At 53.8% G+C, this 22311-nt stretch carries 13 protein-coding genes; 10 read left to right on the top strand and 3 right to left on the bottom strand.

Annotation, left to right across the window (positions count from 1 at the left end; translation table 11 throughout):
- Window positions 1-333 precede the first annotated feature (333 nt).
- The 9 genes from A6X21_RS12930 (at window position 334) to A6X21_RS12885 (ending at window position 16559) form a co-directional block, all read left to right on the top strand.
- Window positions 334-1446, top strand: a complete 1113-nt coding sequence (locus A6X21_RS12930) for a type IV pilus twitching motility protein PilT (protein ID WP_068848519.1) — start codon at window positions 334-336, stop codon at window positions 1444-1446.
- A 185-nt stretch (window positions 1447-1631) separates the two neighbouring features.
- The gene (locus A6X21_RS12925) at window positions 1632-3344 is read left to right on the top strand and encodes a GspE/PulE family protein (protein WP_068848517.1); all 1713 of its coding nucleotides are present in this window, start codon (window positions 1632-1634) and stop codon (window positions 3342-3344) included.
- Between the two features lie 152 nt (window positions 3345-3496).
- Window positions 3497-4756 carry a type II secretion system F family protein gene (locus A6X21_RS12920; protein WP_068848515.1) on the top strand — a complete coding sequence of 420 codons (1260 nt, stop codon included), beginning with the start codon at window positions 3497-3499 and terminating at the stop codon, window positions 4754-4756.
- 187 nt (window positions 4757-4943) lie between these two features.
- Complete coding sequence (locus A6X21_RS12915; protein ID WP_068848513.1) at window positions 4944-6002, top strand: type II secretion system protein; 1059 nt, start codon at window positions 4944-4946, stop codon at window positions 6000-6002.
- An 89-nt stretch (window positions 6003-6091) separates the two neighbouring features.
- Window positions 6092-7204 carry a hypothetical protein gene (locus tag A6X21_RS12910; RefSeq protein ID WP_068848510.1) on the top strand — a complete coding sequence of 371 codons (1113 nt, stop codon included), beginning with the start codon at window positions 6092-6094 and terminating at the stop codon, window positions 7202-7204.
- Window positions 7205-7228: 24 nt separating this feature from the next.
- A complete protein-coding gene (locus A6X21_RS12905) occupies window positions 7229-8311 on the top strand; it encodes a pilus assembly FimT family protein (protein ID WP_068848508.1) in 1083 nt (360 codons plus the stop codon).
- Window positions 8308-9714 carry a type IV pilus modification PilV family protein gene (locus tag A6X21_RS12900; protein ID WP_068848507.1) on the top strand — a complete coding sequence of 469 codons (1407 nt, stop codon included), beginning with the start codon at window positions 8308-8310 and terminating at the stop codon, window positions 9712-9714. Before A6X21_RS12905 ends, A6X21_RS12900 begins: the two co-directional genes overlap by 4 nt.
- The gene (locus tag A6X21_RS12895; RefSeq protein WP_068848504.1) at window positions 9715-11424 is read left to right on the top strand and encodes a prepilin-type N-terminal cleavage/methylation domain-containing protein; all 1710 of its coding nucleotides are present in this window, start codon (window positions 9715-9717) and stop codon (window positions 11422-11424) included. It begins immediately after the preceding gene.
- Between the two features lie 335 nt (window positions 11425-11759).
- Window positions 11760-16559: a hypothetical protein gene (locus tag A6X21_RS12885; protein WP_131818326.1), complete on the top strand. Its 4800-nt coding sequence runs from the start codon at window positions 11760-11762 to the stop codon at window positions 16557-16559.
- Window positions 16560-17095: 536 nt separating this feature from the next.
- Here the strand turns inward: A6X21_RS12885 and A6X21_RS12875 are convergent.
- The 3 genes from A6X21_RS12875 to A6X21_RS12865 form a co-directional block, all read right to left on the bottom strand.
- Window positions 17096-18496, bottom strand: a complete 1401-nt coding sequence (locus A6X21_RS12875; RefSeq protein ID WP_068848496.1) for a DUF11 domain-containing protein — start codon at window positions 18494-18496, stop codon at window positions 17096-17098.
- Between the two features lie 74 nt (window positions 18497-18570).
- Window positions 18571-19503 (bottom strand): hypothetical protein, encoded by a 933-nt coding sequence (locus A6X21_RS12870; RefSeq protein ID WP_240490257.1) that lies wholly within the window; start codon window positions 19501-19503, stop codon window positions 18571-18573.
- Between the two features lie 67 nt (window positions 19504-19570).
- Window positions 19571-20827, bottom strand: coding sequence for a hypothetical protein (locus A6X21_RS12865; protein WP_068848495.1), 1257 nt, complete (start codon window positions 20825-20827; stop codon window positions 19571-19573).
- A gap of 66 nt (window positions 20828-20893) precedes the next feature.
- Here A6X21_RS12865 and A6X21_RS12860 point away from each other — a divergent pair, with 66 nt between their 5' ends.
- Complete coding sequence (locus tag A6X21_RS12860) at window positions 20894-22309, top strand: hypothetical protein (protein WP_131818325.1); 1416 nt, start codon at window positions 20894-20896, stop codon at window positions 22307-22309.
- Window positions 22310-22311: the final 2 nt, after the last annotated feature.

Below are 22311 nucleotides of genomic sequence, written 5' to 3'. Positions count from 1 at the left end.
AGAATTTTGACCTGGTTCGCAGGTCGCTCTCAGTCATTCAAATCATTTTGCTTTTCAGGCGCCAGTTCGACATTCCTTTCGTCTTGTTTTCCTTCTGATTCGATCTTCACCGAAAACTGATACGGATTCACGGAAATCTGGCAGAGAGATCTCATAGTACTGATTTCACTTTCACATTATTTCTGGCCACACGAAGCCTTCCGGAAAGGCCCAGTGAGTTCCGCCAATTTGTGTGGTTGATCAGACAATTGAACAGCATTTGATCTCCAAAATCTGTAATTTCTCCGTGTGCGATTTCTTGATCTGTGAACTATCGACGGAAACTTGGGTGCCATGGCTTTTCTGCAAATCGACAAACTGTTGGAGACAGTGGTTCGCGAGCGCGTCAGCGACCTGCACATCACGACTGGTCAGCCTCCCGTGGTGCGTGTCAGTGGTCACATGGTGCGACTCGACACCAAATCGCTGGAGCCTGAAGATACAGTCGCTCTGATGAAAAGTATCACTCCTGAGCGTAATCAGCAGGAACTCCAGGAGGTTGGTGGAACTGACTTCGGGTTTGCGTTTGGCGATAAGGCTCGATTTCGTGTGGCGGTATTCAAGCAGCGCGGCCACATCGGCATGGTGCTGCGACGAATTCCCAATGAGTTCCTCTCGTTCGAACAACTTGGATTGCCCCCGATCATTCGTGATCTGATCCGCAGGCCGCGAGGTTTGTTTCTGGTGACCGGGCCCACTGGTTCCGGCAAAACCACCTCATTGGCGAGTATGATTAACTTCCTGAATGACAACGATGATGCGCACATCATCACGCTGGAAGATCCGATCGAGTATTACCATCAGCATAAAAAAGCGACGATCAATCAGCGCGAAATCGGTGTCGATGTGCCTGATTTTCCAGAAGCACTCCGACGTGCGCTGCGTATGGATCCGGACATTATTCTCGTGGGTGAAATGCGTGACCTGGCGACGATTTCTTCTGCGATTACCGCAGCCGAAACAGGCCACGTGGTTTTTGGAACTTTGCACACCACGGGTGCCCAGGGGACGGTGGATCGAATTATCGACGTGTTCCCGACGAACCAGCAGGAACAGATTCGCACCCAGCTCTCGACTTCGATTATCGGGATTCTTTCACAAGCGCTGTTGCCGCGAAAACCCAAGGGTGTGGTGGCTGCTTATGAGCTTCTTGTGGTGACTCCTGCCATTGCGAACCTGATTCGTGAAGCAAAGACTTACCGTATTAACTCAGCCATTCAGACAGGGCGCAAGTTCGGGATGCAGCTCCTGGACGATGCACTCTTCAATCTGTGGAAGAACCAGATCTGCGAAGAGGACGACGTGGTGGTTCGTTCGAATCAGCCGGGCGAATTGAAAGCCCGTATTGCCCGGGCCAAGAAGGGTTTACTGGATGATGAACCTGAAGACGAAGAGGAAGAGGAATAATCTTTCCTGGCGGGAGACGGCTTTTTCGCTCAAGGGATGTGCCAACTTCAGTTGACCAGGTCCTGGACGTCTGCATGTCGTGATGCTCACCTCGAGCGACTGGGTGCTGAGTGCGGGTTTAAGTTTGAGAGTTCGTTTCAACGGCAAACAAATCTGTTGGCCAGTTGTTAGATAAAGTTGGATGTATGGCACAGCGTAAACTCGGACAGATTCTGGTCGACCTGGGGTACATTTCAGAGGATCAGCTCTGGGATGTGCTGGAGGAGCAGAAGCGCAGTCCGGGCGAGATTATCGGCCAGGTAGCAATCCGCATGGGTCTGGTGACCGAAGCACAGGTCACGGAAGCTCTGGCGGAACAATGGGGGATGCCAGTCGTCAATCTGGGAGAAACAACAATCCCACCCCGCGCCATTGAAATGGTGCCCCAGACGATGGCTGAACTTTACAAGATCATGCCCATTTCCCTGAAGGACAATGTGCTGACAGTCGCCATGGCCGACCCCCAGAATGTGGCGGCTCTGGATGATTTGCGGAACTTTCTGGGAGCCGAAGTCCGCGGTGCGATTTCGAACTTGAAGGATGTCGAAGCGGCGATTGCCCGCTACTACGCGGATAAGCAGGATAGTATTGAAGATCTGATTACCTCGATGGAGGAATCTTATGGAGAGTCCGGCAGCCTGAATAGCCGTGAATACAATCTCGACGAAGCCGAACTGGCCGATGCCGCACCCATTCGTAAGCTGCTGAATATGATTCTGCTGCTGGCCATTAAGGATCAGGCCAGCGACATTCACTTTGAGCCGTTTGAAGACGAGTTCAAGGTGCGTGTGAAAGCGGACGGGATGCTCTATGAAATGGTGCCTCCTCCGCGTCACCTGGCCAATGCCATTGTCAGTCGTATCAAGATTATGAGTGATCTGGATATTGCTGAACGTCGGCTCCCCCAGGACGGTCGAATTGAATTGAACGTGGGTGGAAACAGTGTGGACTTGCGAGTCAGTATTCTACCCACACTCTTTGGTGAGGCAGTCGTTATGCGAGTGCTCGACCGCACCGTCGTGCAGCTCGATCTGAATAAAATCGGGATGGACGCCAATACGCTGACTCGCTTTCGCAGCATGATCAAGCGGCCGAACGGAATTGTGCTGGTGACGGGGCCGACAGGTTCTGGCAAAACAACCACACTGTATTCGGCCTTGAATGAACTCAATGACGTTGAAACCAAGATCATTACGACAGAAGACCCGATTGAATATGAAATTGAGGGTCTGCTGCAGGTCCCTGTGAACCATGATATTGGAGTAACTTTCGCGACAGTGCTGCGGGCAATTTTGCGTCACGATCCTGACACGATTCTCGTGGGTGAGATTCGCGACTACGAAACGGCTGAAGTTTCTGTTCAATCAGCACTGACTGGGCACCTGGTCTTCAGTACGCTGCATACCAACGATGCTCCATCGGCGATTACTCGATTGCGAGATATGGGTGTCCCACCCTTCCTGATTACGGCCTGCGTTGAAGCGGTACTGGCACAGCGACTGGTGCGGCGAATCTGTACAGAATGCCGTACGAAGTTTGATCCGAGCGATGAATTGCTGATGGAATTACAACTGCCGATTCAGCAGGCTCGTAAATATAATTTTTACTACGGCAAAGGTTGCCAGCGATGTAACAACTCGGGCTATAAAGGCCGTTGTGGAATTTACGAACTGCTGGATGTCACCGACGATATTCGCGATCTGATTGCGGCGAATGCTTCTGTCGACGACATCCGTAATTTTGCCCGCTCGCAGGGGATGACCACTCTGCGAGAAGCGGGATTAAAGCTGATTTTTGACGGTGTAACGACGATTGATGAAATTGTGAGGGAAACCATTACGGAAGATGGTGAAGGCTAAAGATCATTGGCTCTTCGCTGGTTTTTCATGATTCCCTCGACGGGATTTGATGACGTTCTGGACACTTCACGATCAATCGATCGATTGAAACAGGTTTGTTTGAGCTCGTAGAGTCGACTACTTCTGCATCTTTTTCAGATAAGGAACTGATAATGCCCACCTTCATGTACGAAGCGATGGACAACAAGGGCATGGAAGTCAAGGATACGATTGAAGCCGCCACCGAACAGGAGGCTCAATCGAAGATCCGTGAGCGTGGCTTCTATGTCACCAAGATCTCTGAAAAAGGTCGCACCAAGAAGAAAAAAGACACAAGTCCTGCTAAGGATGGGAAGAAAAAACCCAACGCCCGCAAGAAGGGAACCTTCACGATTGGCGGGGTCGGTGCCAAGCAGCTTTGCACCTTTACACGGCAATTGTCGACACTTCAGGATGCAGGCCTACCCATTCTTCGAAGTCTGCGAATTCTGGAAGTGCAGGCCAAGCCTGGTGCCCTGAAGAACTCCCTGATGGGTGTTATTGAAGATATTGAATCTGGTAGCACTCTATCGGAAGCCATGGGTAAGCAACCCAAAGCTTTTGATAATCTCTACGTCAACATGGTGCGGGCCGGTGAAGCCGGTGGTGCACTGGAAGTGATTCTCCAGCGTCTCGCAGAGTTCAAAGAGCGGCAGCAAAGTCTGAAGCGTAAAGTTCAGGGGGCCATGATCTATCCGGCGGCGGTGATCACCGTGGCCACGCTGATCGTGGGCTTCATTATGTACTGGATTATCCCGAAGTTCAAAAAGATCTTCGACGACTTCGGTACCAAACTGCCACTTATGACGACTGTCCTCATCGATACAAGCAGTGCCGTCGTCAACTACTGGTACCTGGGGCCCGTCATTCCGATTTCGATCTGGCTGCTGATCAAGATTATCAAAAAGAACAAAACCGGCGCGTTCGTTATCGACTGGATCTCACTCCGCATTCCGATGTTGGGGCTGATCTTGAAAAAGTCGATTATCGCGAGAACGTGCCGTACGCTGGGAACACTCGTGGCCTCAGGTGTACCCATTCTGGAAGCGCTTTCGATTACGCGTGATACCGCTGGAAACGCTGTGTTCGTGAAGGCTTTCGAGCATGTCAATGCGGCGATTCGCGAAGGGGAATCGATGGCTGTTCCTCTCCGAGAAACAAAAATTTACGACGAGATCGTCGTCAATATGGTCGACGTCGGTGAAGAGACGGGAGCACTCGACAACATGCTCTACAAAGTCGCTGATGTTTATGACGAAGAAGTGGGCGTGCTGGTCGAAGGTCTGATCAACATGCTCGAGCCACTCATGGTCGTGGTGCTGGGCTTGATTGTGGGTTTCATTGTGATTGCCCTCTTCATGCCTCTGATTCAGTTGCTCAACGACCTGTCCTGAACCTTGTGGAAACTGACACAGGTGCCACTCGCCCGTCTGGATAAATCAGAGAAATCTCTGATTTCGCGGGCGAGGTGTTTCCAGAGTCTGAGCAGAGCACCGCGACCTTCGCCTCGAACGATTTGTTGACAACCCGAGAAATTCATCCATCGACAACCGGCTCTCATCGCTGCGACTGGAGTTCATCATGTTCCTGAAAACTAGCCCCTACAGCCTTCGTTATGCCGGGCGCGGATGCGATTCCAGTACACAGCCAGAAGGTGCCTCTTCAGGGCCTCGTGCGGGCTTCACACTGATTGAATTGCTCGCTGTCATTGTGGTGATCTCGATACTGATCGCTCTCTTACTACCAGCCATCAACGGCGCCCGCCGTAGAGCAACCATTGCTCAGGTACGTACTGAAATCAGCGCGATCGAATCGGCCTGCGTCGCCTTTGAGAAAGAGTATGGTATCCATCCTCCCAGCCGTATTGTGATTCCACAGACAGCGGCACTCTGGGCCACTCCGGCGGATGGTGGGGTGGCACCGAATTTGTACACGGCTCAAGAGATTCGTGAATCCAAAGCCATAATCCGCCAGTTCTGGCCACAATTTGACTTTGCCTATACTGCGGGTGCTCCAGATATCGATGGCGATGGGACTGCTGGTGGGAGCGCAATCGTACTCTCCAATGCCGAATGCCTGGCCTTCTTCCTCGGTGGTTTACACGAAAAAACCGTTGAAGGTTCGACCACTTTATGGCGGGCCATTGGTTTTTCCAAAGACCCTGCTGCTCCATTCCGACGTGGAGCAGGCCCACGCACTACTCCTTTTTACGAACATCCAGCAAGTCGCTATACCGATCTTGATGGCGATAATCTGCCAGAATTTGTCGATCCCATTTCAGGGCAGGGGACTCCCTATTTTTACGCAGCCACCACGAACGGTAAGTATGGCATTTTAACTTACGGACCTCAGGGGAACTCAGCGAATTACCCCATCCTCCCCTATGCACAAGATAAAGGCAATAAATCCGCCTGGAACGCCAAGTCATTCCAGATCATCTCCCCTGGGTATGACCAGACTTTCGGGCCGGGCGGACCATTCCAGCCGGAAGTCGCGACACCATTGCCAGGTTACGCTTCCACCGATATTCCTTCGGCTGTCTGGGCACCGGGAATCACCGGGGCTGTGAGTGTGGCAGACCGCGAGGCGGAATTTGATAACATTACTAACTTTTATTCAGGAACGCTGGGTGGTCGCTAGGCGTTTAGTAGAACCTCTCTCTATTAAGTTCAAGATTGATATTTAGCTTGCTTCTAGTCATAGCCACGGGGCGATCGCGGGATGCTCAGATGATCCATCCGTTTCACCAATTCGATTTTCGTAGTTCGCCAACTGGCGCTATTGCCCGTTGCGCGAACAGAATTTCGTCGAATTCCAGCTTCCCGCCTCGTCGTCGCGATTCGCAAAATCGCCGGGCAGGTTTTACCGTCATTGAATTGCTGGTGGTGATTGGCCTGATTCTGCTGATGATTTCGATATTTGCGGCTGTTTTTGGGAATACGATTCTCACAGCACGTGAGCGGGCGACTCAGGCCACAATTCTCAAGATTGATGGCCTCCTGCAACAGCGGCTGGAATCGTTTAATCGCGCGGTTGATAAAGCACTCGAACAGGGAACGAATAACCAGAGATACTTCCGGCAGGTACGGGCTGATCTGGGGATCAGTAATGCGAACACCAACAACTACATCCCGGCGATGAAAGTCCTGGCCCGGAAGATGCTGCTGAAACAAACGTTTCCCCAGTCGTTCAGCGAATTGCCCTCGAGTCATCCCCTGTTGACATCAACAGCCTATATCAGTGCCAACCATAAGGTCGAAACCGAATCATCAGCACTCCTTTATTACGCCCTCACTCAAGCCCAGGTCTTTGGATTACCACCTGTCAGTCCCGATAATTTTTCGAGTAACGAAATCCGGGATACCGACGGCGATGGTCACCTGGAGTTTATTGATGCCTGGGGAGAACCATTGCGGTTCTATCGCTGGCCAACGGCTCTGGTCCGCAATACGACCAGTGGCACGACAGCCACCTTGGCAACAGCCAGCAATTCCAACCCGCCACTCACTTACCCCAACGGCACAATCGATCGCCAGTATGGCCTTGTATTGATTCCTGATCTGCCGGCATCGACCGGCACAAATCTCGATCCCTTAGGTGTTGATCCTGATGATGGCTACGGCCGAATTCAGTCGATGCTAGTGGGGCTGAGTCAAAGCGATACTGCCTTTCGTAATAACTACCACCAGCTCGACACGTTCTTTACACCTCTCATCGTTTCCGCAGGGCCAGGGAAAGTCCTGGGATTGCAGGAACCACATACCACCACAGGGCGACTTGGCTTGCCGGCATCTCGCGATGATTTACTGGATGATATTTCGAACTTCAACAACCGTCGCTGATTCAAGGGCGGGAGATTGACTCTCATGTCTGTTAAACACCTGATATTGACGATCGGACGAAAGCCGGTTCAGAGAATCTCTGAGCGACGCGGCTTTACGCTGATCGAACTGCTGGTTGTGATCTCGATTCTGGTCACGCTCCTGGTCATCACTGCGACCATGGTGCGACTGAGCCTCGATGGTGACAAAGTCCGCGCAGGGGCCAGGCAGATCCAGTCATTCCTGAATGGTGCCCGAGACCGGGCCATTTATGCCAAATCGCCCGTGGGTGTGCGTTTCATCAAAAGCCCCAATAACGACCGTACGATTACCAGCATGGTCTATATTCAGCCCGGCGAGTTATGGTCGGATGGAACCATTGAATTGCGACGGGATGAGTCGAATCTGACTTCAACGGATGTTCGAGTCGTTGCTGAAGCGGCAGGAACGAACTGGGCCAATCTGATTGCCCGCCAGCGATTTCCTAATGACATTCGCATTCGAATTCCTAAAGGAAGTCAGGGAACGTGGTATCGAGCCACCTTGGATACCAGTGCCGGCCAGATTCGGTTACGACTCACGACTCCCTTCCGGCTCCCGGCAGAAACACCTTCTGGAACACTTCAAGCCTTCGCTGCAGGTCGGGATGGCGTGACAACCTATGATCTGCAACTCGATCCGGTTCCGTTTGTGGGCCAGAAGCCTGTCTTTCTACCAGCAGGTGTGGTCGTACATCTGGATCGATGTTCGCGGAATATCGATGCCCTGAGTGCTCCTGCTGTCCGGGGTAATATTCTTCCAACCGCTTGGCGCGATGGTTCCGTCAATCCACCTCGCTACAGCAATCAGCTTGACATCATGTTCTCACCCAGTGGCACAGTCATTGGTCAGGCTGCCACCGCGGGCTTACTCCACCTGTATGTCGGAACACAAAAAGATGCCGACCTCGATCGTCTGGCCTGGGAAGGCGGCACAACTGCCGAAACAGAAGATAGTGAGAATCGAGGCGATAAGTATTTCGTCAGTGTGGCAACTCGCACGGGCGCAGTTTCTGTGCATGAAGTGGGATTCGGAGCAGGGAGTGATCGCTTGCTGTATGCCGAAACTGGTGAAGGAGCCGGTAAATGAAAACATTACTTCCGCTCCCTCGGTCGGCCCGCACTTTCTATCGGCCAAACAGAACACACGGTTCAAGAGCCCGTGCGGGTGTGACGCTGAGTGAAGTCCTCATCTCGCTGATGATTATGGGGATTGGCATCGTCGGGCTGGCCTCGCTATTTCCGATCAGCGTGCTGAAGTCGGTCGCAGCGACCAATATGACCAACTCGGCCATCCTGAGTTACAACGTCCGCGGAATGCGGAATGCACTCAGCCAGGTCAACACCGGTGCTGCACTCTGGCAACCCGGCCTCACGGCGACATCCATAACCGATAATCCCGCGCGCCCTACATTTATATTGCCCAGTAACCCCATCACCCGTTCACAATTTCCACGTCTGGTCTTTGGTTGCAGCACCAGTGGTGTGCTGGGAAATACGGAACCCGTCTGGGCCAGTACCGGGCCGATTACAGCGGCTGATGGGACGATCTGGCAGCCAGTTTCCATTGCGAATGGCTATGTGGTTGATCCCCTGGGTTCCTTCCGCATGGCGGATGTCCTGGCACCGAATGCTGGTCGCTTTTTTGGAAATGATGGAACCAACGCACTGACTGTCGTACCGCGTTTTACAGGCGGCGCCACGACATTACTGCAGGCAAGCCAGATTGCGACATTGCCCGATAGCTGGCTCCTGCAGGTGGAATCAGTCGATTTCGCAGCTCCCGCCGATAATGGAGACGGCACCTTTACGATCACCTTTGCCGATCAGACCGGATTGAATCAGATCGTCAACCCGGCTGTCACTTCGAGCCGGATGGTGATGTTCGATGCCGATATGCGTCGCGTCGAAATTCGTCCGATCAGCGGGACACCTGCACCGACATCCACGAGTTTGTCGTTTGTCGGATCACTTGGCTTTTCACCCGTCAAGATCCGTATCGAAACGCAGGAGTTGCGATACACCTGGCTCACGACAACGCGCGTAAAAGCTGATGGGACACGCAATTCGGATGCGGTGGTCTTCTTCCGCCGGCAATTCGGCGTTAATGACGAACGGATCCAGGGAGCCTTCTTCGCCTCGTACGTCGACACCTCTGGCGCAGCATCGTCGGTGATCGTTGTCAAATACGATGAAAACGATCCTCCCAAGTGGAAGAAGGGTGGCTATATCCTCGATGCCGGCCGCATGCGGTGGTATCGCATTTCCCAACTGGAAGAAAGTTTCACTAGTCTGGCGGCAGCGAAACCGACGGATTTTCCAGCGGCTTCTTTTTACCCCACGGGTCTTTCATCCGGCTCAGGGACCAGCTATGCCCGCATACGTATTGAGGGCCGCGTGTTTGAAAATGCGAATGATGGATCGGCAGTCATCATGCCCAATGTGGTGGATGTCTTTCCGCTCAATCCAGTCTCTATTCGAGATGTACAATAAATGAACTCTTTAACCAAACACCCAAGACCACAAGGCCATCGAAAGGGGCATTCCGCCGGTTTTACACTGGTCGAAATGCTCGTTTCGGTCGCACTCGTTCTGTTGATGATGACGCTCTTTGCGCAGGTTTTTCAAATTGCTGCGGGGACAGTCTCAACCCAACGCGGCATCATGGAGAACGACCAGCGGGCGCGATCGATCCAGACGATCATCACTAAAGATTTGAATAACCGCACCTATCGCTATGTCTGGCCCTGGGCCGCCAGGCCCACGGGATATACAGATACCGTGAATACAGAAGAGAGCGATATGCTCGGCTACTTCTATATTTCGGAAAATAATCCGTTCGATGATACTGATGATGTCTTGCAGTTCACGGGCAAGATCACTGCGACAGTCAACTCATTGGCTGATACGGACAGCTACTCCGGGCGAGCCCTGCAGGTGGGCAACAGTCTGAATCAACCCGATTATGATGATGGCGACCTGGGTAACCTTTCGTCACTCAGTTCGACAGCCGAGATTTCGCTGTTTATGCGGCGTGGTACCACCGGTCGCCCCGGTGCTCTCTACAGGCGAGTCATGCTGGTTCGTGAACCTGCTGATTCAACAGCCGAGATTGATCCTCACAATGACGGAAACACAACTCATAGGATCTTCGATCCCAATTCATCGACTACAACACCCTATTACCCGACATCAACATCATCATTCTGGAAGGACTTTGACTTTTCCTCCAGACCGATCATAAGTCGAGTCTTTGGCTCAGCAACGCCTCCCGATGCAGGCGGAGTTCGTTTCAACACTCTGGATGACCTGCGACTGCCAACAAGTCGTTTCGGCTTTGAGTTTGCTGATGGCACTGCCAACGCCGGTAAGCCCAAAGAGTTTTTGTCGAATGTTTTCTTCGGTCGCTACACCATGGAGGAAACATCGAGCAATAACTTTCAGTATCCGTTCGGTGCCACGACAGCAACAAGTCCTATGAATCAATCAAACACGACATTCCCTGCGGTTGTAAATCCGCAAACGAACGTTGTTGATGGACTGCAGCACGACTCGGCCAATGGCAGTCGGCGTGGTGAAGATCTGCTGCTGGCGAATGTGGTATCGTTCGACGTGAAAGTCTGGGATGACTTTGCCAATGGTGGTTTAGGAGCCTTTGTTGATATCGGCGGTCCTGGAAGTGTGCTCTATAGTGCCAACCCTGCCGTGAGTGGCAATATCGACCGTCGCCTCAACGTTAACTTTGGCCCAGGTGCCGCCAACAACAACAACGTATTCGACACCTGGGGACCGGCTGTTCGACTGGCGACCATCGCTTCAGACCCAGCGGAGAATCCACCGTTTCTCCCCAGACGCTACATTGCGGCGGCGACTGCTTCGGCCTACGAATTGCCTCGATTCACCAGCGGTACGACAGCGGGTGCTGTATTGCCGGAGCTCGTGGGGGGTGTCTCCAGCATTCCTGGCGATCCCGTCTTCTTTGTTCGCTCAGGAGCCAGTGCCGGGACGAACAATGCCGCCGGAGCCACTATTCCACTGACACTACCCATCGTCTATGGCACGCCGATTTTTGATGGATCGGTCGAATGGACACCTGTCGATAACCGTCGCCCGATTCGCCTAATACAGATCACGGTTCGATTTTTAGACCCGACATCCCAGCAACTACGAACAGTCACCATGCAATGTGACCTGACTCCTTAACGACAGACCATTTAGAAGCCTATCGTCAGCAATGCAATGATATTCATCCCAAGGAAAACAATACGCTGTCTATGAAATGATCACACTCTGTGTGCCATGCTTGCCGCTCTGGGCAAGCATGTCTTCCAGGACAGACCACACGAAGTGATTTCCTGCAATAAGTTTAAATCGCCAATGCAGGCAACTGCAGTAGGCGTGATCAACAAAATCTACCAGAAGTACTGATCCATTCCTTTCGAGATTGCGGGCCGAAGCAACTCGTGAACGAAGTGTTCGAGCACCGTCGATGGGCATCTTGATTGATGCCTCTGCCAATTCTGGCAGGAGAGAACATTATGAAAAACATGATTCATGCAAAATCGGCTCAGCAGGTTTTCCGGCCTGGTAAGGATCGAAAGCCAAAAATCGCTGCAGATCCTCGCCAGGGATCGACATTGCTGATCGTCCTCGTGCTGCTGGGATTGCTCTCGATCCTGGGGGTAATCTTTTTCACCTTCGCCCGGCAGGAGCAAAGTAACGCCGAATATTTTTCGGAAGCGGCCAAAGCTCCCCAGGAACTGGGACTGACTGGCGAAGTTCTATTCGACTTCGCTTTGGAACAGATCGTCGTTGGCACCCGGCCCGAATATCGCAGCAGTGCATTGTGGTCGAGCACTCACTCGATGGTGACCAACGCCATGGGGAATGTGCAACGCGTTGATTCAGCCGGGACAGGTCGTGTCGTTTACCAGTATCCCGACCGGCATCCGTTTGATGGCGGATCGATGCGTCTGTCGTGGAATGCCGGGACTCTGGTCATTGATGACTATCTGATTGCCGATGTAGCGGCTCCTGTCCGTGTCAGTAATTTTAACCTCCTCGCAGGAACTGGAGATCGCATCAATGTTTCCACTGGAGCGACCGTTTCGACTATCACTGCCGGGCAAACCGAGTACAATCCGCTGTCACTGAATGTCTCACCGGCGGCCAATAACTGGCGAAGTGCCGACCCACTGCTCCTTCCCCGCCGTGGTGGTGATTACACAGCCCCTGATATTAATACCGCGTTTCTGGCATATCGGGGATATATTCCACATCCGACCAATCCCGCATTGTCTGTCCCGGTCATCGTGCCTTCTTATCACAGACCTCAGTACATGCGGCGGCCAGGTACCAACGATCCATTATTAGCAACAGACCCGGCTGGTCAGCGCTGGTATGACTATAGCGGATGGGGTAGCCGATCCTTGAGGCCGCACCCTGATCATCGAATCCAGGTGCAGGGTTCTCCTGCCGTCAGCCGTTTTCTGACAAATGCAGAGGCGGCGAGTCCCTCACTGAATCCACCGATGACGCAAGGCTTCCCCATGCAGCCGATGGACGGGACCTATACCACATCGGTTCCAGTATTTAAGACGGGGCGTCAGGGCATCTGGGAACGAATCGCGACTTCTTCCGGTACGTTCCTCACCGATGCTGCCACTTATGAATATGACGTTGATAATGACCAGGATGGCATTCCGGAAGGGATCTGGCTCGACCTCGACTACCCTGTCCAAGAAGATGCCAATGGGAATCCGTTCGTACCACTCTTTTCCGCCACGATCTATGATCTGGACAGTCTGATCAATCTGAATGTGCATGGTAATCTGGCCTTGAATCAGGCATTGGGGGTGCCCGCGTTGGGAACAAATCCCAATGGTGCGACGGGAGCAGTCCCTGCAGGAATTCTCGGTGCAGCCGCTTCGCTCGAATTCTTTTCGCGATCCAATCAAGGCTTAGGGCCTGCCGAAGTGAACCCGTCGTGGGTCTTCAACTCCCGACCGGGAACTGCTGACGTGGCAGGTGGTGTGGACTGGTCACCTTACACCCAGATGTTCACAACACAGCCTGCAAGCTACCCAGGGCCCACCACGAATCCACCGATCACATCGGTCGTCAATACCTGGAAGGAAGCGTCCAATATGGAATTGGCGATGATCCTGCTGGGCCGGGTGAAATTCAGTGCTCCTTCGGTGATTGAAACGATCTATCCAGGTCGCCATGGCGAGCAATCGCTCTTGCAGAGTGTTGCCACAGGGACGGGAACTGTGCTCCCTCGGGCAGGCCTGACGAACAGCGACGATAACAATGATTCTGCGAATGGTGGCACTGGTTATCCCACATCATGGCCTTATCCGGTTGCTGCGAATGTGCTGAATTCGACATTCGCGTGGCCACTCGATTTCATGGGAGTTGGATCTTATGTCTTATCAACGAATGTGAAAAATCTGGATCTCTTCAACAACCAGTTCCGCTTCAGCCGGATGGTCGGGCAGGACACGAATTCCTTCGTGAAATGGAACACCACAAACGCACCTCGTTTGGCGGGTGTCTTTACGTTAGGTGATGATCCTTACGAGACGGCCTACTACCGAGACACCCCCGATCTGAACGACAGCCTGTTCGATGCTTTTGATAGCGCTGTCCTGCAGATGCGCCAGGCCAAGGCCACAGAATTTAATGTCTCCACTCGATTGACTGATCTGGCTCCTTTCAATCTGAACACAGGTAACAGCACTCGTGCCGATGATATTCGCACGAAGCTGACGACAGTGAGCTCGGATCGTAAGCAGTTCTCGTGGCCACGAAGCATCAATCGATCCTGGGAGTATACAGCCAGTGGCGGGCGATATGTATTTCCTCCCCAGTTTGGTGCGGTCGCCCTTTATTCAGCGGCAGATCCCTTGCGCGGCCCAGTGCGGAAGTGGCTGGAAATCATCGAAAATGACAACAACACAGCACGCATCCACCGCCGCATTCCTCTCAACAGTGTCATCGATGGTACAGCAGCCAGTCCGTCAGTCCGCCCACTGGTGCAGCATGAAGTGAATGCCGGTGCCAATATCGCGACAAGCACTCAAGAGCGGCAGGCGCGGCTGGATCGACAGCGATTAGCTCGCGATATCTATGTCCTGCTCTATCTCTTTGGTGGAGCGGCGGACAATCTCAATGCTGCCACCCAGCCGGCTTCTGCACTTTATTCGCCAGATCAACTCCGGGAGATGGCACAGTTTGCCGTCAACTATGTTGATGCCATGGATCGCGATGAAGTGATCACCCGTTTTGTCTACGACATCGACCTTTCTGATGGCTGGAACGTCGACGATGCCAACCTCCCCACATCTGCGACGGTTTCTGGCAGCTCTGTCTATGCTCAGGTCTATGGCATTGAGCGGCAGCGTCTGGCGATCAACGAAGTGCTGGCCATTAAAGCCAACAAAGTCGAAGATGCCTCCATGGTCCCTGTCGATCATCAGGCCACACAGTGGGATGACACAACCGATCAATATCTGATGTACATCGAACTGGCCAACACCGGCCATGATAACATTGACTTTACTAATGGTGACTATCAGATCGTCGTCCAGCCTCGAATTGCAATGACTTTACCCGATCTTTCCAAAGCCAGAGCACTGACGATGCAGTTAGGCACAATTGCTCCGAATGGCCGGTATACGATTGGAGGAACGAGCTTTGATGTCGGCGCTTCTGCACAGCCGACGGATATGCAGAGCGTGATGAAGGTCGATTTTGAGTGGACGAGCGGGACACCAGATTTCACGATCAATCGAACCTGGATTGCACCTCGCAACGGAGTGCTTGATCTCGATGTCGTCAGGCGGGAATCAACAAACGGCACCACGCACCGGCTCATGGCAGGAGATGCCAACGAATACGGAGCAGTGACCGCTGGTATCCGGCTTCTCGAAGACAGCATGATTACCAATGCCAACGACCCACTGGATGTGATTTTGTACCGCCGACAGTACCTGGGGCGAACCCGTCCCGCTGATGCGACGGCAGCGACTGACAACGAATGGGTCGAAGTGGATCGATTGCGAGTGACTGGATTGCGAGAGTTCGATCTTCAGCCATCGACGGCTTATCCGAATATTGATACGGAACTGAATAAGCTGCGCTCCTTTGAGCGAAACCAGCCACTCGACGCAACTGCTGCCAGCCTGACTCAACATCCCGATGGCACACCACCAACTCCGCCTGATGGTACCGAAACAGCGCCACTCGATCCTTATGTCAACTCGATTGGAGCAGCCAACCCGGGAGCGCTGGTGACATGGACAGCACTGCAAAGGCATTTTGACCGCGATCTGGCAAACATGGGCGAGCTGTTTTTGATCCCGCTGTTTGGTCCGAAGCACTTGACGTTACGACTGGTCGATACACGAAAGAGTTATGCCGCCGGTCAGCAGAACCTCGAAGAGCAATACGACTCAAACAACGATGGAGCGATCGATTTCATCGAGTACTCGCGAACTGCGGGAGCCAAGTTCCTGGCGCCGTTGTATCAATCTCCTGTGAGTACCACACCTCCAGCCGGGAATAACCATAACCGCTGGCACCGCGTCCTTGAGCTTCTAGAAGTCCCCTCCAGGGTCAATAAAAATCTCAGCAATGAGACCGCTATGAACTCCATCAATCGAGTACCAGGCAAACTGAATCCGAACACGATCCGGCATCCCGAAGTGCTGGCGGCATGGCTGGATGATGAACGCGTGGTGAATGTCGATCTCACGACTAATGTTTCTGCGCCACCACTCAACACAATTGATGGTCTCGACTGGTGGAATGAGTTTCTGTTCAACCGAGATTACTCAGAAGCTGATCCCTGGTATGGAGATCTGGGCCAACAATTTGGATTACCTGGCTTGCCCGGCAGCCGCCCTTTCCGCAGCTTCAGTGCCACTCCGACAGTGGGAGGCGGGAATCCTGCACTGCCTTCACTGATTCGCAGTGTCGATCCTTTGGATCAGAATACCCGGTTGCTATTCGAAGTTGGTTCAGATACGGACCATAGTAACGGCGCACTCGATCCGATGACTCGGGAGCGTCTGATTGCGAAGATGTCGCAGAATGCGACGACTCGCAGTAATACGTTTGTGGTCTTTTTGACCTGCAAGTTCTTCCGGGCGACGTACGATACAGCAAATGGCAATGCCGTCCGGATTGGAGCACCACTCAACGACTTGTACGAGCCTGAGTTCCGCGGTGCATACGTGGTGGATCGTTCGAAGCTGGAAGCGGCCTATGATGCCAGCCAGGGGACGTTCGACTTCCGCAAGTTTATCGAGGCAGGTCAGGTTCTGGAGAAGTAGGGGCAGAGCTACTGGCGAAGAGGTCGTCCCGATTGATCGCAATTCGTTGCGGTGTGACACGCCATCGGACGACATCAAAGTCTTTTTCCCCTTCTCCCGTTCTGACGGGAGAAGGCTGGGATGAGGGTGAGTCCGAATATCTTGGGCGCGTGTTCAACAACCGGCTTCAACGCGTGATGCTCTTCATCCTCGCTCTCTGACAGTCAATCGCCGCCCCGGCGGATAGCTCGCTGGCTGTTACATACCCAGCGGCAAGACCCTCACCCGGCACTCCGTGCCACCCTCTCCCACGCAGACGCGGGCGAGGGTTTTTACCCCTTCTCCCGTTCTGACGGGAGAAGGCCGGGATGAGGGCGAGCTCAAACGTATTGGGCGTTCCATTAACATCCGGCTTCATCGCGTGATGCTCTTCATCCTCGCTCTCTGACAGTCAATCGCCGCCTCTGCGGATAGCTCGCTGGCTGTTATGCACCCAGCGGCAAGACCCTCACCCGGCACTCCGTGCCACCCTCTCCCACGCAGACGCGGGCGAGGGTTTATCGGACGCGGGCCTTGAAGGTGATGACGCCACCTTTGCGGGCTTCGAGAGAGTTTTCGAGTTCCCAGATCAGGATCTCACTCCCGACGCCGTTGGGTGTGACCACCAGTTGGCCTGGCAACGTGCAGGTAGCACTGTCAGGAATGTATGACAATCGTGGCGTGAGGTTATCAATCAACCGCACTCCCGAGACCGCATTCGGGCCAAGGTTGTCGAAGCGAATGACGAATTCAATCACATCACCACTGACGGCATCCTGCTTGTCGGCCAGCTTGACGACACGAAGTTCGCCGGGCTCGTTGTTTTTGGCATCATCGATCAATGTGATCACAGCGGCGTGCACATCGCTGCGGCCTTCAATCGGCACATCGAGTTTGGCGGCAATGATTGGCGACTGCTCGCGGCTCCAGGCCATCGAAGCCTGCATCCCCTGCTGAATGGCAGCCACGTCATCCACTTCCATCAAACCTGTTCGCAGAAAGCCAATGTCTTGGAAGAGATTGATCAACTTCTCATGAGCAGCGAGCCGGGTAATCGATGCAAAATCTCCCTGGCCGGAAGTCGATTCCAGACCGCTGGAGCGAGAACGCATTCGCAAGCCACCGGTCGGAGTCTGCTGAGCCGATTGATCGATTTTGGTCTGAGCTCGCATGCTGCGATCGCCCGTTGAGCCGGCAACATTCGCCAGCTCACTCACCGCTTCACCGACGGCAGGGACACTGACGGATCGAACGGCGGCAAATCGAGGTGCATAGACACACACGCGGCTCGATGGCTTGACTCGCTCTTTCCCTGTGTGATCAACGAACTCGGCAACAGTGTCTTCCGTTTCGAGACCTTGAATACCCACAGAATCGTAATGCACCGGCAGACCACGATCGCCGCCATCACAAATGTATTCGTCGGGATAACGCTTTTTGCATTCCATCAGGTAGCACTCAGCCATGGTAAAGCCAGGTGCAAAGGGTGGCGGGCAGATTTTGGGATCAGGACAACCAGCCACAACTCGTCGATCCGGGGGACAGACTTCGATCTTCATCCCCACGGGAAGTGCTTCGATGGCCGGAGTATGGCTGACGGTTTGAACCTGTTGGCCATTCGCAGATTTCGAACCCAGCTTGACCCGACCAGCCATGTTGCCGGTATCGTCGGGCGATTGCCCGCGAACTGTGATTTCGTCATTCACGATGATCAGATAAGCGGGAGGCTCAGAAATCTGCCGCATGGCTGTGACAGCCCGTTGAGTGGTGCAGCCTGTCGAACTGGTCGCTGCCAACATCAGACCACCCAGAATCAGACGACCTGGCAGCAGACGATGCCCCTGCAGATGATTCGTGAGCATCGCAGGGAGCCCGAAGGATAACGGGCGAGTCGCAGTTGTGAGGAGTTTCCGAGTCATAAGGACACTCTCAATCATGAACCCAGAATGGGTAAAAACTCGAACTGAAGATGAGACCGAAGGTCGATCCGGAATTAGCGACCACCTGTTTGCTGAATGGAAGCCGAGGCTCGCACTCCACCTGGTCGAGTCCGCGCCTGTGGAGTTTCGTTCTGGATCGGAGTGGGATTGGCCGGTTGACCGTTTTCAGGCGTTGCCGTTGCGGGAGAAGGTTGCACTGGCGGGCAGAATCCAAAGAAGGTCGGATCCAGCGGATTGTGGCTATCGGGTGTGCGTCCACCCAGCCTGACAATGGCGACCGGTCGTCCCAAAAGATCAGCTTCGGCCAGCGCGTTCTGTTGCGGAGGGACTTCTGTCACACGGAGATCAGCATCCAGAACTGAGAGTGGAATTCGGTCGGGCTGTTCCAGATAAATAACCTTCGTTACCAATCGGCCCTGGGCGGCAAACTCGAAATCATCTTCGCTGAACTGGACTTCAACAGGGAATCGATCAGCCAGTCCTTCAGGGGGATGCAGGCGATCGATGAGTTCAATCGTGGGATAAAATTCCTGATTCGGGAACTCGGGCAGGCCAGTTAAACGCACCCGATATGTCTGGCCAACCAGGAGCCCCGCCTGCCCTGGTGCGGCCATCGACACGGGCCGAGCTGGTGAGCCATCGAAGAAGTCAACTCGGCCCTGTGTGGGAACCGTAATCCGCACTGGCTGGAAGTAGGCCGGATGGGCTTTGCCATTGGCGACGGCCCACGCGGCAGCTGTGCCGGGTGAGGTCATGTGATTCAATGGGAAGTGGCGACGGTCAGTCGACGGATACTGCTGCGCTGAAGCCACCATAGGCAGACAGCCCCACAGGAGCATCCAAAGGACAGTTTTCCATCCAAGAGCCACAACTTTCGAGTTTGCCTGGGGGGCTAGGCATCGCATGGCAGGAAACTCTTTTCGAGAAGAGGAAACCATCGAATTGAACAGCACGACGGGAGAAAACGAGAGCAGAAATTCAATCATCAGGAACGCCTGAACCCCGGAGAACCGACATAAGCTAGTTCTCCGGGGTAGGCGAATCTCCATTCAATTATCGTTGCATACCTGGTGGGCAGTAAGCACCGTCCCCACCAGCTCCAGCACCGGGAGCATTCCAGGCTGGGTTGCTCAGCTCGCCGGGTGAGTACACAGGATGAGTTTCCTTGTACTCGACATAGCGAACTGGTTTGGGCAGGCTCAGACCTGGGGCATGCTCAACATCGATCAGCATATGGTCCACAGGTTCTGGAATATCCATTTTGGTACGGTTACGAATGGTGTGGCTCTTGAGACCGGCAGGACCACCATAAGGCAGGTGGGGAGGGCCGGCGAGTCCGATAGGTGTCCCTGTGATCGGTTGACCCCACATTGGCATACCAACGCCACTCACATAAGGGCTGCCTGCTGGCTGTCCGGGCATACCATAACCGGCGACCATCATCGCATCGGGAACACCTGGGCCATACCCGGGCATAATGCTCATGGGCATCGGAGGGACATGCTGACCTTTGTCACCATCGACCACGTTGTAAGCGACCTGATTCACACCACCGTTCGGACCACCGACTGTTGCGCCGGGAGCACCTGGGGCACCGGGCATTTCGAGATCCATGTTGCCTAAGCGAAGGATCGCCATGATCGTACCACGCTTGTCAGCTTCCTGGACGGGATCCACACCTGGGTCGAGCCGAGTCGAAACGAGCGTTTCCACGTTGGCAATCGCCAGTTCCTGATACTTGGCATCGGGCAGGTAGATCACCTTGGTGACAAAGTTGTTGCTTTCGACCTGATCGAGATCTTCAACGGTAATCTGCAGTGGCACGCTGTTGTGAGACAGGTAACCAACTGTATTCGGGTGGCTGGGGTAGACCTGCAAGGTCGGATACAGGTTCAAACCAGCACGACCAGGAATATTGGTCAGCTTGAGGCGATAAGTTGCAGCCTGCTGGAAGTTGAATCGAGCAGGAGCCACGAGCTGGTTCTCAGCATAACCATCGGGAATCTGCCAGCCGACGTGCATACCGTCAGGCCCGACAAAGCGAACCTGAGTCGTGGTGGGAATCCCGGGAGGAATCATCCCACCAGCAGGACCACCCATCATCGGGCCGCCCATCATGGGGCCACCCATACCTGTCGGAAGTGCTGGCATCACGCCAGGTCCCGGGCCATCGACCATGGGGCCCGGCCGCATCATCATCGCGGCAGGGGGAGCATGGTACTCGCCCTTGTTCATCACTTGCTGTCCGTCCATGGCGCAGCCGACGCACACGACGACGACCGTCCCCAATGCCAGGAAGTAAAACTTCATCGCGACCCCTCTTTGCTATCCAACGCACCGCCTGGGGACGCCGGGCTGCCAAATAGGACAGACCTCGTGTCCGAACATATGACGCGCACATGCCTTTACCTACGGATGAACTTCCCGTTCACCTCGCGGCCTCAATTGCATACCATCCCCAGACCGGCATTCCAGAAGGAATGTCTGCTGTTCGGGATTGCCTCTGAAGGCCACGCGCAAAAGCACTTGACACACCTGTTTTCGGAACTCCGGGGCATGCAGCTTTGGAAAATCCGTCAATTTGGGAACGAAATGCATAATCAGCAAACTCGACCAACCCCAACAAACACGCAGAAACAGACAAGAGCCTCAGGGCTCAGGTATGCGGCTCTGTTTGTCGCCGGCTTCGTGGTCATGGGAGGAATCTGGACGGTAACGCCTCAACTTCGGAAGATCGCGTTTGCCTCGCAAGTTGATACCCAAGAAAATGTTACGTCAAAAAAAGACCCCATCGAACAGGCCGCTTTTACAAAAACAGCCGAGCCGCAAATCCTCCCAGGATCTGCCCCGGGCACAGGCCAAACTCCTGCTCTGCTGAGTGGAGCGACTGGTTCTGTTCAACCTCTCCCGCCTGCAAAGAGTGCCGATCAATCCGCATCCAGCTCCAAGACGACATTAGACACGACAACTTCCAGCGAACTTGCTCCACATGCACTCGCACCGTCTGAGGCATCGATCCGAGTGCTGGCACTGGTCCAGGAGGCCCAGGTTTCGCTGGCCCGGCGGAAATCGATTCAGGCGAATGTGAAAACACTCGTCCAGTTCGGAGAGCAGACAATCATTTCCACGGGTCGGTATGAAGCCGAGGGGCTGAAGCTGCGACTGACAACCCAGCTCAAACTCAAATCCGGAATCACAGGGGAAACGCTCGAAGTCTGCGATGGTGAAACCCTCTGGAATCGCACGGTGATTGATGACATCAAACGCTATACACGCCGGGATGTGCGGCAGATTCTCAATGCGGGAGCAGCGGGTGGCACTGCAGAAACATTGATGCTTTCCGAGCTGGGGCTGGGTGGTCTCCCTGGGATCATGGCCTCCATCCAGCGATGCATGAACTTTACTGCACTCAAACCCGAGGAAACCGAACAAGGCAAAGTCTTCCATGTTCAGGGGGAATGGAAACCTGAATTTCCTGCCAAATGGTTTCCTTCCAAACCTCTCTCCACACTTCCCTTCTTTCCTGAGGTCGTTCGAATCACCTACTCAGCCGAGACACTTTTCCCACACCGCCTGCTCTATCTGAAGCGTACGACCGGCCCCGAGAAATCTTTGCGTCCTATTTTCTCGATGGAGTTCTCCCAGGTCGTTCTCGACGAACCACTTGATGACCAGACGTTTGAGTTCATTCCCACAGATGGTGTGATCCCCGAAGATGTCACCAAACAGTATCTCGAACGAATTTTCGCTGCGAAACCGAAACCTGCTCTTGCCTCTGAAGAGAGCAGATAAAT

This window comes from Planctopirus hydrillae (assembly GCF_001707835.1).
GTDB lineage: Bacteria > Planctomycetota > Planctomycetia > Planctomycetales > Planctomycetaceae > Planctopirus > Planctopirus hydrillae.
The sequence above is the reverse complement of the archived record's forward strand: the minus strand, read 5'-3'. Positions and strand labels throughout refer to the sequence as shown.